Annotated in this window: 8 protein-coding genes; 5 read left to right on the plus strand and 3 right to left on the minus strand. The window is 45.6% G+C overall.

Annotated features, from left to right (window positions below):
* Positions 1-152: 152 nt before the first annotated feature.
* The 5 genes from AC58QT_RS26615 (at position 153) to AC58QT_RS26635 (ending at position 6,182) form a co-directional block, all read left to right on the plus strand.
* A complete protein-coding gene (locus tag AC58QT_RS26615; protein WP_497411648.1) occupies positions 153-1,052 on the plus strand; it encodes a carbohydrate ABC transporter permease in 900 nt (299 codons plus the stop codon).
* 11 nt (positions 1,053-1,063) lie between these two features.
* A complete protein-coding gene (locus AC58QT_RS26620) occupies positions 1,064-1,960 on the plus strand; it encodes a carbohydrate ABC transporter permease (RefSeq protein ID WP_497411649.1) in 897 nt (298 codons plus the stop codon).
* A gap of 52 nt (positions 1,961-2,012) precedes the next feature.
* Positions 2,013-3,332 (plus strand): ABC transporter substrate-binding protein, encoded by a 1,320-nt coding sequence (locus AC58QT_RS26625; protein ID WP_497411650.1) that lies wholly within the window; start codon positions 2,013-2,015, stop codon positions 3,330-3,332.
* 21 nt (positions 3,333-3,353) lie between these two features.
* The gene (locus AC58QT_RS26630; protein WP_497411651.1) at positions 3,354-4,904 is read left to right on the plus strand and encodes a glycoside hydrolase family 3 N-terminal domain-containing protein; all 1,551 of its coding nucleotides are present in this window, start codon (positions 3,354-3,356) and stop codon (positions 4,902-4,904) included.
* A gap of 84 nt (positions 4,905-4,988) precedes the next feature.
* Entirely contained in the window at positions 4,989-6,182 is a 1,194-nt protein-coding gene (locus AC58QT_RS26635) for an ROK family transcriptional regulator (protein WP_497411652.1), read from the plus strand.
* 75 nt (positions 6,183-6,257) lie between these two features.
* Here AC58QT_RS26635 and AC58QT_RS26640 read toward each other — a convergent pair whose 3' ends face one another.
* From AC58QT_RS26640 to AC58QT_RS26650, 3 genes are all read right to left on the minus strand, one after another.
* Entirely contained in the window at positions 6,258-8,612 is a 2,355-nt protein-coding gene (locus AC58QT_RS26640; RefSeq protein ID WP_497411653.1) for an Ig-like domain-containing protein, read from the minus strand.
* A gap of 381 nt (positions 8,613-8,993) precedes the next feature.
* Positions 8,994-10,520: an S-layer homology domain-containing protein gene (locus AC58QT_RS26645; protein ID WP_497411654.1), complete on the minus strand. Its 1,527-nt coding sequence runs from the start codon at positions 10,518-10,520 to the stop codon at positions 8,994-8,996.
* 96 nt (positions 10,521-10,616) lie between these two features.
* Positions 10,617-15,143 carry an InlB B-repeat-containing protein gene (locus AC58QT_RS26650; protein WP_497411655.1) on the minus strand — a complete coding sequence of 1,509 codons (4,527 nt, stop codon included), beginning with the start codon at positions 15,141-15,143 and terminating at the stop codon, positions 10,617-10,619.
* Positions 15,144-15,464: the final 321 nt, after the last annotated feature.

The following is a 15,464-nucleotide window of genomic DNA, read 5'->3' on the forward strand; positions in this document are numbered from 1 at the left end:
GATTAATTAAATTAACAATAAATCAGTCAATTTCTGTGAAAAAGAACAATTCGAATTCAATTATTATATTAATTATTGACGTAAATCGTAATTCAGGCATATAATCAAAATAATTAGTCCAGTGAACAAATTAATAAAAACGGAGGCACAACGTGAAAAGAAAATATTCTGACTACGCGATTGGTTACGCTTTCACACTTCCTTATTTGATAGGGGCGTTCGTACTCTTCCTGATTCCGGCAGGTATGTCCTTGTATTATTCCTTTACAAGATTCAAGGTCATTTCGGCGCCAACCTTCAATGGATTGGATAACTTCCAACAACTGATGGACGACAAGCAGTTCTGGATTGCTTTTAAAAACACATGGCTGTTTGCACTTCTATATGTACCTATGCAGGTCATAATCCCATTGATATTCGCTGTGCTGCTTTACAGCTCAGGTAGTTACATCAAAGGGAAATTTGCTAGCGTGCTTCGCGCCGTTTATTATTTTCCGGCCATCCCCTCCTGGTTCATTATTGGTATGGTGTGGATTTGGCTGCTCAGCCCGGACATCGGTATTGTCAATCAACTATTTTCGCTGCTAGGGATGTCTAAGGTCGCATTTCTCCAGGTAGATTCGGCAACAATTATTCCGACGCTCGCAGCGGTAGGCGTATGGAAAGGCTTGGGTTATGCCATGTTCATTTATTACATAGGGCTCAATAACATTCCGGAGACGTTGTACGAAGCCGCAGAAATCGATGGGGTGAACAGCTGGCAGCGGCTGCGAAATATAACGGCTCCGCTGCTTTCTCCAACTATTTTCCTCGTGCTCATCATGGCGATCTCCGATGCTTTCCGAACATTTGATCAGCATTTTGTGATGGTGTATAACCGCAGCAACATGTATTCGAAGTCACATCTTATGGTTTATCTTTACGAAAAGGCGTTCCGTTTTCTGGATATGGGGTATGCCTCACTGATTGCGTGGGTTGTCTTTATCTGCTTGATCCTGATTACGCTGGTCATTCTTAAACTCCAGAAAACATGGGTGCATTATGAAGAATAGGAGACAAGATGATGCCAAATAACACAGTGCTGGACACCACTTTATTAAGCAGTAAAAAGGCCGTAGGGTCTCCCAAACAATCGGTTTGGGGCATCGTCTGTACCATTATCCTGTTGCTAGGAGCAGCAAGTATGGTGCTTCCTTTCATATGGCTTATCCTTGCTTCGTTAAAAACAAATGCGGAGTTCTACAATTCCTTTAACTGGATGCCAGCCAAGCTTCAATGGAGCAACTATGAGGAACTATTATTTCCCAAGCAGGGGCCAACCTTCTTGCTGTACGTGTTCAATACCGTGAAAATCACGGTGCTATCCGTTGTTGGCATGGTCATTTCCTGCAGCCTGGTCGCTTTTGCGATTGCCCGCATTGATTTCCCAGGGAAAAATTTCATTTTCGGCTTCGCCGTCATATCGATGTTCTTACCGGCTCAAGTAACCATGATTCCGCAGTTTATCATCTTCAAGGATCTTGGATGGATCGGGACGCATTTGCCGCTTATCGTACCTTCCTTTTTTGGAGGAGCCTTTGGGATCGTGCTGATGAGGCAGTATTACCGGTCGATCTCGAAGGAGTTTGATGAAGCAGCCAAGATGGATGGGGCGGGGTGGTTCGCCATTTACGCCAAAATCCATTTGCCAATCGTCGCATCCCCCATGATTACCCTTGCGGTTCTCACATTCCAGGAAAAGTGGGCTGAGCTGCTGTACCCGATGATTTTTATTGGCAAAAACAAAGATTTATGGACGATGGTGCTGAGAATCAAGGATATTTCCACAGGTCAGTATAATGCTCGTCCTGAACTCGAAATGGCGGGGGATGTTTTGCTCGTCATTCCCGTCATCCTACTGTTTATTTTTGCACAAAAGTATTTTACAAAGAGTCTGACTTCTTCCGGTGTGAAAGGATAGCATCCTTTTATATATGAAAACACAACAATATTGAGTATGGGGGGATTTTGTCTTGAAAAAAGTCATGTTAACATCCTTAACGGCCGTCATTTCTTCATCCATTTTATTGTCCGGTTGCAGCTCGAACAGTGGATCTGTCGCCAGTCCTGAGGCATCGAGCTCAGCAAGTGCTGCGTCATCGAAACCTGTTAAAATCAAAGTCGCGTATTACTCCGATGAAACGGCACGCGCTACGATGGGGAACATCATCAAGAAGTTCATGGAGACCAATAAGAACATTACGGTCGAAGAAATCGCCACCGACTGGCAGACACACTATGACAATCTGAAAGTGGACCTTGCGGCAGGGCAGGGACCGACTGTATTTTTGTTGGATGGCCCTTACATACCTCAATATTCGACGGAAAAAACGATTCAGGACTTAACCGCCTATACGAAGGACATTAAGCTGGATGATTACTACGGGTTTGATGCGATTAAGACGCCGCAAGGCAAAATCTTTGGCGTTCCGCAGGCGATTCAGGTAAATGCTCTCTACTATAATAAAGAGATGTTTGATAAAGCCGGGGTCGCTTACCCGACAGATAATTGGACAACGGACGATGTCTATCAAGCTGCGAAGAAATTGACCGATAAGAACAGCAAACAGTTCGGGATCGGCCTTCCACAGCATATCCGTTATGGCTGGTATACGGTTGTACGTCAATTTGGCGGAGATATGCTTAACAAGGAACGCACGAAAAGTACAATGGTCAGCGATCCTAAAGTAAAAGAAGCCTTCGAATATATGAAGAAATTCTGGGATGAAAGCTTGACGCCTGGCTTGAAGGATCAAGAAGGCGAAATCAGCAATAAGTACTATACTTGGATGTCGCGCAAAATCGTTGCGATGTTCTACGATAACTACGCCAGAAGATTGACCAACGACAAAGAAGGTGTGAAATATGATGTTGCCGTTGTACCAAAAAGTCCGAATGGCGGCGTGAATTACAGCGCATTCGTTGCCAATACGTGGGTGATGAACGCGAAAGCTACAGAGGCGGAGAAGCAAGCGGGTTGGGAATTTATGAAATACTTCCTGGGTGAAGATGCGCAAAAGTTGAATTCGACACTTGCCGAAGGCATTACGGCGAATAAGAAAGTGGCTCAAGCTGCCATTGCCGATCATAAAGGTGCGCCAGAACATATCAAAGTTTTCTTAGATAATATGAAATATGCGGGTGACTTAGGCGACAACGTGGTATGGGAAGAGTGGATGGGTGCTGTTGATCCTATCATTAAAGACTATTTGTCTGGCAAAATCGACATCAACAAGCTGTTGACCGAAGGAGATAAAGCCGCTCAAGCCGTACTGGATAAAGCTAAAAAATAAGAAGTATGAGGATCTGAACCTATGACAAACCACCATTTTGAACCAATCATCATGAGCATGAGAAATTTATCGCTAGAAGAGAAAGTGGCCGAAATGTGTGTGCTCGGACTTGCGAAGCAGACGCCGCCGTCCGAAGACAAGAGCAGGCTGGGACAGATTGGCGGCGTCGGCATTTTTCCGCATGATATTGGGTCGTATGCTTATACGAAGAAGCTGCTGCAAGAGGTGCGTGAAGCGGCAGGCCAGAATCGGGGCGGAGTACCCTTTTATATGTCGATCGATGAGGAAGCAGGGAGCCTGTCGAATTTTAAGGAGTTTTTTCCTTATATCCCTGGGAATCGAGCTGTTGCGTTAAGGGAAGATCCACAAGCTGCTTATGCGCTTGGAAGATTGGTCGGCAGTCAGTTACATGAACTCGGTATTCCGATGAATTGGGCTCCTGTCCTGGATGTGAATACGAACATCGACAATCCGGTCATTGGTGTCCGTGCGTTTGGCGAAGTTCCGCAGCTTGTCGCGGCATTTGGGGAGGCCTACATTCAAGGGCTGCACAGCGCAGGGATTGCGTCCACGGCGAAGCATTTTCCAGGCCACGGACAGGTCAGCGGTGACTCACATTACGTGTTGCCGGAGTGCGAGCTCACGGTGGAGGATTTATTTGCGGGACCATTGATCCCATTTCAAAGGGCGATTGAAGCGCAAGTGGATTCGATCATGCTGGCTCATCTCATTTTTCCAAACATTCCGGAGTCAGAGGGACTTCCTGCATCTCTAAGCAAGTATTTCGTGACAAATCTGCTGAGGGAGCAGCTTGGCTATGAAGGCGTTATTTGCACGGACGATGTGGAGATGGGCGCAATCAAAAACAATTTTGAGCCTGAGGAAGTCGGTAGATTGGCGATTCTGGCGGGGAATGACATGATTCTTATGTGCCATACCCCGGATTTTCAACAGAGAGTCATGAATGGCATTGTCCAGGCGGTGAGAGCGGGAGAGATTGCCGAATCGCAAATTGATGCTTCCTTGGTCCGGATTGAGCGGCTCAAAAACAATTTTGGCCTGTACCGTGAAAAAGCGCAGCCGCTTCCTATGGAGACATGGGAGGCAGAGGCGCTGGCGATTGCCAAAGCAACTATCATCGTTGAGCAGGATCCGGCTGCGCTGCTGCCGTTATCTCCGTCTACGAAGTATGTGCTTTTGGTTCCAAGGCAGGAACAGCTAACCATTGCAGATAATGCCGCTGTCAGTGAACTGATACTCGGGGCGAAGTTGCAGGAACGCAACATCCACGTGAAGACTGTCTATACGTCCATGCAGCCAATCGAGGATGAGATTGAAGCAATGATGGCGGAGATTACGCCTTACGATGTTGTGATGTTAGGAACGATTAATGCGCATATTTATGATGGACAGCTTCAGTTAGCTCGGCGAATTGCAAAAGCAAAGCCGCTGCTTGCCATCGTACTGCGCAATCCGTACGATGCTGCGCTTTTGCCGCAGGAGGCCAGCAAAGTACTGGTGTGTTCTACATCGGATTATGCCATGCGAGCATTTGCGGAGCTGCATTGTTGATTGTTTGAGCTCGCATGACTAATGCATATGCATTATTTTTGTTATAATGGTAGTAGAAGAGCTAGGAAGGCAGAAGGGATACTTATGAAAGCAATCAAAGGTAATTTGCAGCTCATGAAAGAAATCAATACGGCATCCGTATTGAACCTGCTTCATCGAGAAGGCAAACTCTCACGCGCTGAAATTTCAACGGTCACGAAGCTCAGCGCGACGACCGTTTCTGCGCTGGTTGAGGATCTGATCGCCCAGGGCATTGTGACCGAGACGGGCGAAAGACCATCCGTTGGAGCAGGACGCAAGGCTATCGCGCTGCAAATCAATAAAGATGGGGGCTATGTGGTCGGCATATCACTTGGCAGCAACTATCTAATCAGCGCTGTGCTTAACCTGCACGGGGAATGCATTGCTGAATTCAAAACGAAAATTGCTTCCGGGAATGAAGCTGTCGCAGAGCAGATAAGGATTGCCCTTCAAAGCTGTCTGGATCAGCAGAGCATGCTCGATTCCGGTACGATAATGGGTGTTGGTATTGCAGCTCCAGGCATTATTGATGAGAAGGGAGCGACGATTGTCTACTCCAACCATCTGAAACTAGCGAATCTTAACATAAAAGAGCAGCTCAAGGCGAGCTATCCGGACATTCCGATTCGCGTGATGAACGATTCCAATGCAGCCGCATTTGCCGAATATTACTCAGGTGTCGGGAAAAATAAGCGAAGCATGCTCTATATCACCATTCATGAGGGGATCGGGTCGGGTATTATTCTGAATGGTGAAATATATTCAGGCTTTCTGGGAGCTGCCGGTGAAATTGGCCACATTCCCGTTGAATCGAACGGGGCATTGTGCTTGTGCGGCAGGCATGGTTGCATCGAGACGGTTCTCACAACACCGTACCTCTTGGACAAGTGCCAAGCGGCAGCCCGGGTTGCCGAACAACCTGTGCCGAATTCGATGGAGGATGTCATTACTGCCTACGAAAAAGGTGAAGCGTGGCTTCAACCGGTATTTGCAAAAGTGCTGACCACCATGACGATGATGGTTGCTTCCGCGATCAATCTGTTGAGTCCTGAAATTCTGGTCATCGAAGGCTGGATGAATGACAGCCCCCGATTCATCCGCGAGCTTCATGCTGAACTTGCTTTATTTCCGTTCCCGATCGCGTTCACGGAAGATCGTTTTGCCGCCGCATCCTACGGGGAAAAGGGAGCCCTACAAGGCGCTGCTACGGGTATGCTCCAGCAAATTTTCGGCGCATCTTCGCTAATTGCTGACTAAATGAATGCGAAGAACCTGCCCTCTTGATGGAAGGGGGCAGGTTTTTCTAATATACTAGTTATGGACTGTACCTGTCTATTTATCCAGAAGTCCCATGCTCTGATACGGAGATGAGGTGTGAAGCCTGAAATCGTCTGTCATCGGTGTTTGCAGTTGCCAAGTACTTGGCGATGTGGATGGGTTGATGCCAGTATGCGTGCCTGCTTGGATGCATTTGTACAGATTACCGTTTTGATAGACATAATCTCCGAATTGATAATAGATAGCGATGTTCCACCATTGCGAATAATCATCCCATAATTCAACCAAGCTCCAGTCAAAATTAGCCGGAAAATTTGGATCTTTAAATTGGACAGGAGAAATAGTTGCAGCAGTGGTATTTCCTGATGCGGTTATATGGCTGTTGGTACCATTGTTTGCTCCAAGTACATCAATAAACGCCTGACTGCCATCCCTGGTATTATTGTTGAAGATAAGCGGATTAGCCGTGTTGAAGCTGGTATAAAAGATGATGTTTCGGTCTGTTGCAGTGGGATGTACTTCATTCCAAGTAAAAACAATGGACCTGATCACATTGTTTTCAAATCTCAGTTTGGTAACATGATTGGAAGCATCCTCATTGAGAAATCCAAAATAACTTCTTCCGTGTGCAAAATAGTTATTATACACATGCACTTGGTCATTTGCATTAAGTACATCTGTGGAAGCTGCGTAAGTTTTATAGTTGAACATCACTTCGCCGCCGCCGATAAAGATGTTGTCATGGATGGAAGCACTACCGTCCCTTTGGTAATATTGCAAGTTCCCCTCCTGATTCGCAGCAAAAGGATCTTTCCAATCAAGCGCGGTCATGACAACCGTATTGTGATGAACATTGACGCCATTACCCATATTGGATAATTGTATGCCCTCAGCACCTGTACGTAAAACTCTGTTGTTGTAAATTTCGAGATTGGTGAATTTATTCTGGCCATTAACTGCCAAAGTATAACCGATATACATGCCTTCCGCTCCAACATCATGGATATACATATCATGAACTTTGACGCCATCCACGATATTAGACGCACCGTCTGTTTTAAGGACAAGACCTGCAAATCCGACATTAGAAATCTCAATGAATGAAAGCTCATAATTCGATACAATATTTGTATTTCCTGATGTATTTAAAACTTCTATTCCATGAGCTATGTTTGGGTTATTTGTAATTTCAATTCCGTAATCACCTGAAGAGTTTGTGTAATTTCCATTCAAATGACCAGGATAGTTCACGTTTCCTGTCTGAAGGACAGAATCATATTTCCCTGTAAAAATCCAGTTCGAACCGCCCAAGAGTTTTGCGGTATAATTAGCGCCTACACCTCCAACTTTTACTTGTCCTCCATAATTTGTAATGATCAAAGGATCACTCGCACTTCTTTGGGGCAGATTTCCAAGCTGCAGTTGTGTATAATTCCCTGCTGGTATATAAAGCCGGTCAACGGTCTGCCAGTTTACCTGAGGAAAAGACGCTTGAATATCCGGATAATAAATTATACTCGCGCCTTGGACAGGCAATGTGAATTGTGTGTAACTTACACCTTGACCACTGATTGTCACTGTCAAAGAACCAGTCACACCAGAACCATCTTGAGCTGTTGCCCTTGCGGTAACAGTTCCGTTGGAAGCTGCGGTAAGAAGACCGCTTGAACTTATAGTCGCACTTCCAGTCCCGCCCACAACAGACCATGTGACTGCATTATTAGAAGCATTTGCTGGTGTTACATTTGCATTCATTTGCAATGTGCCACCTTGTGTACTTATCGTTGTTGCACCACCTGCGCCTGTAACGGTTATTCCTGTCACAGGTACATCAATCCATCCAACTATGGCATATTCTTTTGCCTGTCTTGTCATCGTGGCCGGAGCATGCAAAATGAGATACCTTCCCAGAGGAATAACAGCGTTACTACTGACATCGCTATCCTTAATCCAGGGCTCTGAGGTTCCTACGGATGCAAGATTCTGAGCACTGTTGAAGTTTATCCGGGTTTCGTTCAAACCGCTATCATTGACGGTGTCGATATCATCGTCCCACCAAAGCCCAGCATAAGGCGTCTGGTTCCCACTGGTATATTGCCTGTATTGCGTCCATGTTGATGATATTCTTGTATTAGACCAATTAGGTCCAAAATCAATATAACCATAACCGTTTACATAATAGGGGGCATCCGTCGTGCTTGTTCCGCCTACAGGATTTCCACTTCCATTCAAAGTGGGTGGCCCTTCAAAAGCATTTTGCATAGGAAACCAAGAAGTACCTGCCTGCCCTGATGCATAAGGGGTAATGATCTGCATGGTAACACTTGCCGATGCTGTTAAGATAAGTCCCTGTGTCAATGCTAAAAATGCGATTACGAGGCAGAGAAGTGTACGATTGATTCTTTTCATTAGTTACCTCCTAAAAATAAAGTGTTTTACATTTAAATGAATTTCATGGTTTGTTAACGCTTTCATTTGAAAGACCTGCAAATCATCATTACATTGACCTTGCTAGAGCGACAACACTTCTTACTTACATCACAATTCACCTCCGCTCTCTTTGAACTCTGAAATGACAAGATTTCATTCATAGCCGATAAGGTACCAATAGGCCAATTCCTTTTCGAACTATTCGCCTTCATCATAACAAGTTGCTCAGTAGCTACCAATATGGAGATCGAACGATTTGCATGGTTATCGTCAGGTTAAACGAACTATTAGCCAATAATTTTAAAAAAGACGTACGCTTGAACTCGAAGCGTGCGTCTTTCTGGTTATTTTGTTAGCATTTTATTTTTGCTTTTGCATCTGCAACAATCGGTTAATTACCGTAATCGCTTCTGCACGAGTTACCGTTTGGAGCGGGCCGAATCGGTTCGCTTCGTATCCTTTCATCAACCCTGCTCTCGCCACGATGCCTACAGCATCCAAAGCCCAAGCAGGAATGTCGGAAGCATCAGCGAATACCGCTGAACCGCTTGATTCTACCGCTGCAACGCCAAGCGTATTTGCCAGCACAACAGCCAGTTGTGCGCGCGTTAATTGCTCAGCAGGACGGAAACTGCCATCCTCGTAGCCTTGCACGAGGTTTCCTTTAGCGGCTAGCGCAATTGCTTGTTTCGCCCAATCGCCGATTACGGCGGCATCTGTGTAATTCGGCAGTTTCTCTGGCCCTGCGTTCGGGTGTAGCGCGTTCGTTAACATAACAACGAATTCCGCACGCGACACGAACTGGTTCGGCCTAAATGTGCCATCCTCATAGCCATGCACAATGCCTGATTGGAGCGTAGCTCGGATATCAATTTCTGCCCAATGCCCCGCAATGTCACTAAGATTCGATATGGTATCGAAGAGCGGCTTTTCAGGAACTACTGCGTTTGGATTTACAGCAAATACCGCATACTTCGTAAAATGGTTTACTTCTACAGTGATCTGATTCCCATTTACCTTACCGCCAGGGACTTCCACCCAAACTTTGTTCACTTCGTCAAAATAGAAAACTGCTGCTTTCTGGTCAGCTTTTAAGCTGTTTTTGTCAAAAGCAAACGTTAATGTGATGGGTTTACTGAAGTTTTCCGAGAAATTCTTCAAGATTTCGAAAATCGGACTAGCTAAAACCTCGTTACCTGTTAGTAACTTTTGAGTATCTAACACTTTGTCGATCGTGACCTTAAGGTCCTTGGCTGAAGCATCCGCTGGGATTGTAATCGTCACCTGATCATTCAAACTAACCTCGCCTGCCTTACCCACAGGCAATGTCAAATCACCATTTTTAGAGATAATAGGGAGGTTACTTGAAGGTGGCGTTGAATTTGACGGTGGCGCGCTAACCCCATTGCCCACGGTGACTGCGATCTGCGATCCTTCACTCCATTTGGTAATAACACCGTTAACTGTGGAATTCATCATAGACACTGACTTCAGCTTCACTACGGTCTGACCGGTTGCTCGCGCTTGAAACGTAACTCGGTGAATTGCGGTATCCCCTGTAGATCCAAGTTTATTGCCGACAAACGTATTCGCGACAATGACTTCTCCGTTCTTGAGAATAGGCGCGCCCGATATCCCTTGCCTTAGACTGGACTCGCTCTTATAGGCAAGCTTAGCCGCATCGAATTCCACTATCGCTTCATAAGCGTATAAATCTGTCAGTTGTCGACCTTGGATCTCGATAGAGATCACGTCACCGACCTTGACATCGGTACTGGAGACCGATAGTAGAAACCGCGTGCTAGAAGCACTTTCCGCTGCCTGGACAAGCCATCCCCCAGGAATCAGCAGTAGAATTGCCAATGAAAGGAACATGATTTTGCTCATAAGCTGTCTCATTGTATCTTTCCTTTCTGATCATGCCAGAGAAGAGAGCCTCACATGCGGCCCTCCTCTGACAGAGAATCACTTACCAAATTCGTTCTACTCTAGAACCTTACGTGCAAGGGTCGCCAAATCATATAGCCCGATTTTATTGTCGCCATCCATATCTGCGTTCTTCACCAAATTCCAGTTCGCTTGACCTAGTTCCGCACCATAATTTGCCGCAACTAAGCCAAGATCTCCGATCGTGATGAGCCCATCGTTTCCTACAACATCACCTTTGATAGAGATTATCACCGCTCCTTGGAAGGTTTGCAGTGAGCTGCTCAATGCTGTAAGGGCATCGTCTGTTGTTACTTGTGTCGCCTGACCATTTGCTGCGACTAGCTGCGCTGCCTGAATTGCGGCTAATAGCGTCGCTTTGCTTCCTGTCGGATATTGTCCAAGTCCTGTTCCTTCAACAGCAGCGTTATAAGCAGCTTGAGCCTGACTAATCTTCGTATGCAATGCGGTCTTATCTACATAGACAAGGGAAATGGAATACGCTGATAAGTTCGCATCCGACTCACGTCCCTGACCGTCTGAAAGTTTAGCCTTGGTTACTGAGATCGATGCGTTTTGGGTAGCTGTTACAGCTTTCGCTTTCCACGTTAGCTCTACAACCCCTCCGTCACTCGTAATCGCAACACCAGGGGAAACCGCTACAAGCTTAACCAGCCCAGGTGTATCTGTATTTGTGACCAGCGATAATCCCGGTTTAATCGGAGTTGCCGATACGAACTCAACCAAATTCGGATCGAAAGCTAACGAAACTTGCTGGGCGTAAATATTTCCATATACGCTGTTCGCTACATTCGATAGGCTATAGGTTGTTTTGAACTCTTGGTTGGTCAGTACACTAACTGGACCACTCAATGATGTGTTCATTTGCGCAGATTCTTGACCAGCGAAAAGTCCCATGCTCTGATATGGAGATGAGGAGTGAAGCCTGAAATCATCTGTCATTGGTGTTTGTAATTGCCAAGTTTCTGGCGATGTTAATGGGTTTTTACCAGTATGCGTTCCTGCTTGGATGTTTTTATACCAATTTCCGTTCTGATAGGCATAATCTTTTCCGTTCTGATAGACATAATCTCCGTATTGAAATTTAATAGCAATACCAGGCCACGCTTTATCAACGGAAACATTCGCCCAACGTTCAACCAAGAGCCAGTCAAAGTCAGCTGGGAGATTCGGATCTCTAAATTGGACAGGAGCGATAGTGGCGACAGTGGTATTTCCAGAAGCACTAACGTGGCTTGTCGTACCATTATTACCTGTAAGCACATCGATAAATTTCTGACTGCCATCCCTAGTATTATTGTTGAAGATAAGCGGATTAGCCGTGTTGGCACTGGTATAAAATAAGATGTTTCGGTCTGTTGCAGTGGGATGTACTTCTTCATTCCAGGTGAAAGAAATCTTTCTGATCACATTGTTTTCAAATCTCAGTTTGGTAGTCTGATTCGTGGTATCCTCACCGATAAATCCAAAATAACTTCTTGCGTGTGCGAAATAGTTATTATACACATGCACTTCGTCATTCGGATTAAGCACATCTGTGGTAGCTTTGTAAGTTTTATAGTTGAACATAATTTCGCCGCCGCCGATAAAGATGTTGTCATGGATGGAAGCGCTGCCGTCTCTTTGGTAATATTGCAAGTTCCCCTCTTGATTCGCTTGAAAAGGATCTTTCCAATCCATCGCGGTCATGACAACCGTATTGTGATGAACATTGACGCCATTACCCATATTGGATAATTGTATGCCCTCAGCACCTGTACGTAAAACTCTGTTGTTGTAAACTTCGAGGTTGGTAAACTTATTCTGGCCAGTAGCTGTCGTAGAAGTATTTCCAATATACATGCCTTCCGCCTCAGTATCGTGGATATACATATCATGAACTTTGACGCCATCCACGATATTCGATGTACCATCTGTTTTAAGGGCAATTCCTGCAAATCCAGTATTAGCAATCTCAATGAATGAAAGCTCATAATTTGTTACATTATTTTGAACTGCGTACATTGGGGTTGCAGCATTAATAACTTCAATTCCATGACCAGCGCCATTTTTAATTTCAATACCGTAATCGCCTGAAGAGTTTGTATAATTTCCGTTCAAATGACCAGGATAGTTAACGTCTCCTGTCCGAAGCACTGGATCATATTTCCCAGTAAAAATCCAATTCGAACCGCCCCGAATTTTTACGCCATAAGGAGTGCTTGTGCCTGCAATTTTTACTTGTCCGCCATAGTTTGTAATGATCAACGGCTCACTCGCACTTCTTTGCGGCAGATTTCCAACCTGAAATTGTGTATAATTCCCTGCTGGAATATAAAGGCGGTCAAGGGTCTGCCAGTTTACCTGAGGAAAAGAGGTTTGAACATCTAGATAAATCATAGTCGTGGTACCTTGGGCAGGCGCAGGTAGTATGAATGTTTCTAAGCCTGAAATCGTAACAACCAATGATCCTACGACGCCTGATCCATCCTGAGCGGTTGCCCTGACCGTTACTTGACCTACAGAACCTCCAGTTAAAAGACCATTTGCATCGATCGTTGCGTTGCCTGTTCCATTGACAACAGACCATGTAACTGATGGATTTGTTGCAGCATTTGGCACAACGGCAGATGACATTTGCAGTGTATTTCCCGTTTTGACAGAGGATTTACCGCCTGCACCTGATACAGTAATGCCGGTTACAGGCTCCTTCTGACCTCGATAGAGGAAGAAGTTGTCATAATAGGCTTTGCCACCTGCAACGCTTTTGTTACCGTTCTTCAGCATCACCGACTGGTTTCCAAGAGCGGTAACGGAATAGACAGCACCATCAGCTCTAAGGACGTTGTCAATGAAGATATTAAAGTACCATTTCACACCATCGTGTTTGAACTGTAATTTGAAATGGTGCCACTCGTTTTTGGTATAAGTCCTTTTGGTCCAATTGTTGTATGCATAGAGATTCATACTGCCTGCCGTAGCAGAACCATTGTCATCGAACACCATTTGGCTATCGTTAAAATAAAAACTGTTTCCACCGATACTGTTGTCACCCCTGAAGTCATATTCAAAGGTATAGTCGACACCCGACTGGTAGGAAATCTCAGGTAATTGATATAAGTTTTTGCCTGTGCCCTGAGTAATTTCAACGACTTTGTCGCCTGCAGTTCCCCCTGGACGTGCGACAATGGCGGCTGTGTCACCGGCCCACGCACCTCCACCAACACTGGTACTGGCGTCGAAGTTTTCAGCATAGAGGACTTGATAGATGATCTCAAACTCAGCCGTAATGTTGACATTTCCAGCGGGCATTTTAAATGTAAATTGATTGCTGCCAGCAGGTGTTAACGCAACCTTCATGCCTAATCCGTTCGGTGAGACTGTGAGTGTTTTAAGCTTATAGTTCGTTGCCGAGTAGACGGATAGGGTAACTGTGTCGTCAGTCTGGGCCGTGGCCTTGTCCGATGCGACACTGCCGTTTGCAGACGGACCAGCCACATTCACATTGTACGGGACTGAAGCACTGGCGGACTCGAACGAAGCTGCGACAGTAACATCCTCGGCAGGCATCACAAACGTGAAAACATTGTTGCCAATAGACTGAAGCTCAATAGCCCCGCCGCCCACCTTAAGTGAATTGAGTGCCAACTTGTAACCGTTTGCAGGTGTAACCGTGAGCCCAATTGTTTCCCCGGCGATACTGCTGTAAGTATTTGCCGTAACTGTGCCATAAACCGACGACGTAGTCGTGGTAATATTGTATGTCGGTTTGGTCTGTGCGAACAACCAATCGACTAAGTTTGTGTTACCATCGTTCGGATCCGTATACGTATAGGCGTTAACCCAGCTGCTATGCCCGACACCAGGGAATTCGGTGTACTTGACTTTCGTGTTTCCGACTGCTTTCAACTCATTAAACACGTTTCTCGAGTGGGCTGGAACGATTGTGGTGTCAGCGTCTCCGTGGAATATCCAAACGGGTATGTCTTTATTAAGGGAAGCTTGAGTCTTGGGATCATTGCTCCAGCCCGAGAACGTTGCTGCAGCAGCTATTTTATCGGCATAGTGCTCAAGCAGCCCCCAAGTTCCCCAACCTCCCATAGACAGACCCATCACATACAGCCTGCTCAGATCCGTGTTAAATTCCTGCTGTACGCTATCGACAAGGGCCCACAGGGATTTGGTCATCTGTTCATTTCCCCATCCAGCGGTGCCGACAGTAGGAGACTGCGGCGCTATAATGATAGCGGGGTGGTCTTGATAATAGGTGTCGGTCAGTCGATACAGGATGTCAGCATTCGAATTGACTTGTTTTTCGTTATCCGTGCCAGATTCTCCGGTTCCGTGCAGGAACAGAACGACGGGAAGAGGTCCCATGCTCGCAGCTCCCTCCGGAACATATAGTCTGTATGGAAGATTAGTCAGCCCCGGTTCCGTTTGTGTGAAGGTTCTCTTCACTGCTTTCTCCAGGAAATTAGACGGACTACCTGTTGGTGGTTGAGCAGCTAAAACGTTTGAAGAGAAAGAGGTAAGCAGGATAAAAATTGAGAGAATAAGGGATGGAACTCTTGCGAATTTTCTCATTAAGCAATCCTCCATATAAGTTTTCCATTGGCTACTTTAGAGACAAGGTGATCCTTTTTCAGCTTTACCGATACGTACAGCGTGGTAAAACGAATCTTTATCAAAAAGAGAGTGAGCACCTCCTTCTTACTTGCTTTGGAATACACCTCCATTCTCTTTGACCTCTAAAATGGAAAGATTTTTACTCGTATGCGCTTACATCATAACAAGTTGCCCACTATCTACCTATATGGAGATCGAACGATTTGCATTGTTATGGTCTTGGTTTAACACGAACCAGAGTAAAGGTGGACACCGGAATAAAAAAAACGAAGCACATAC

Source organism: Paenibacillus sp. J31R109 (assembly GCF_059692055.1).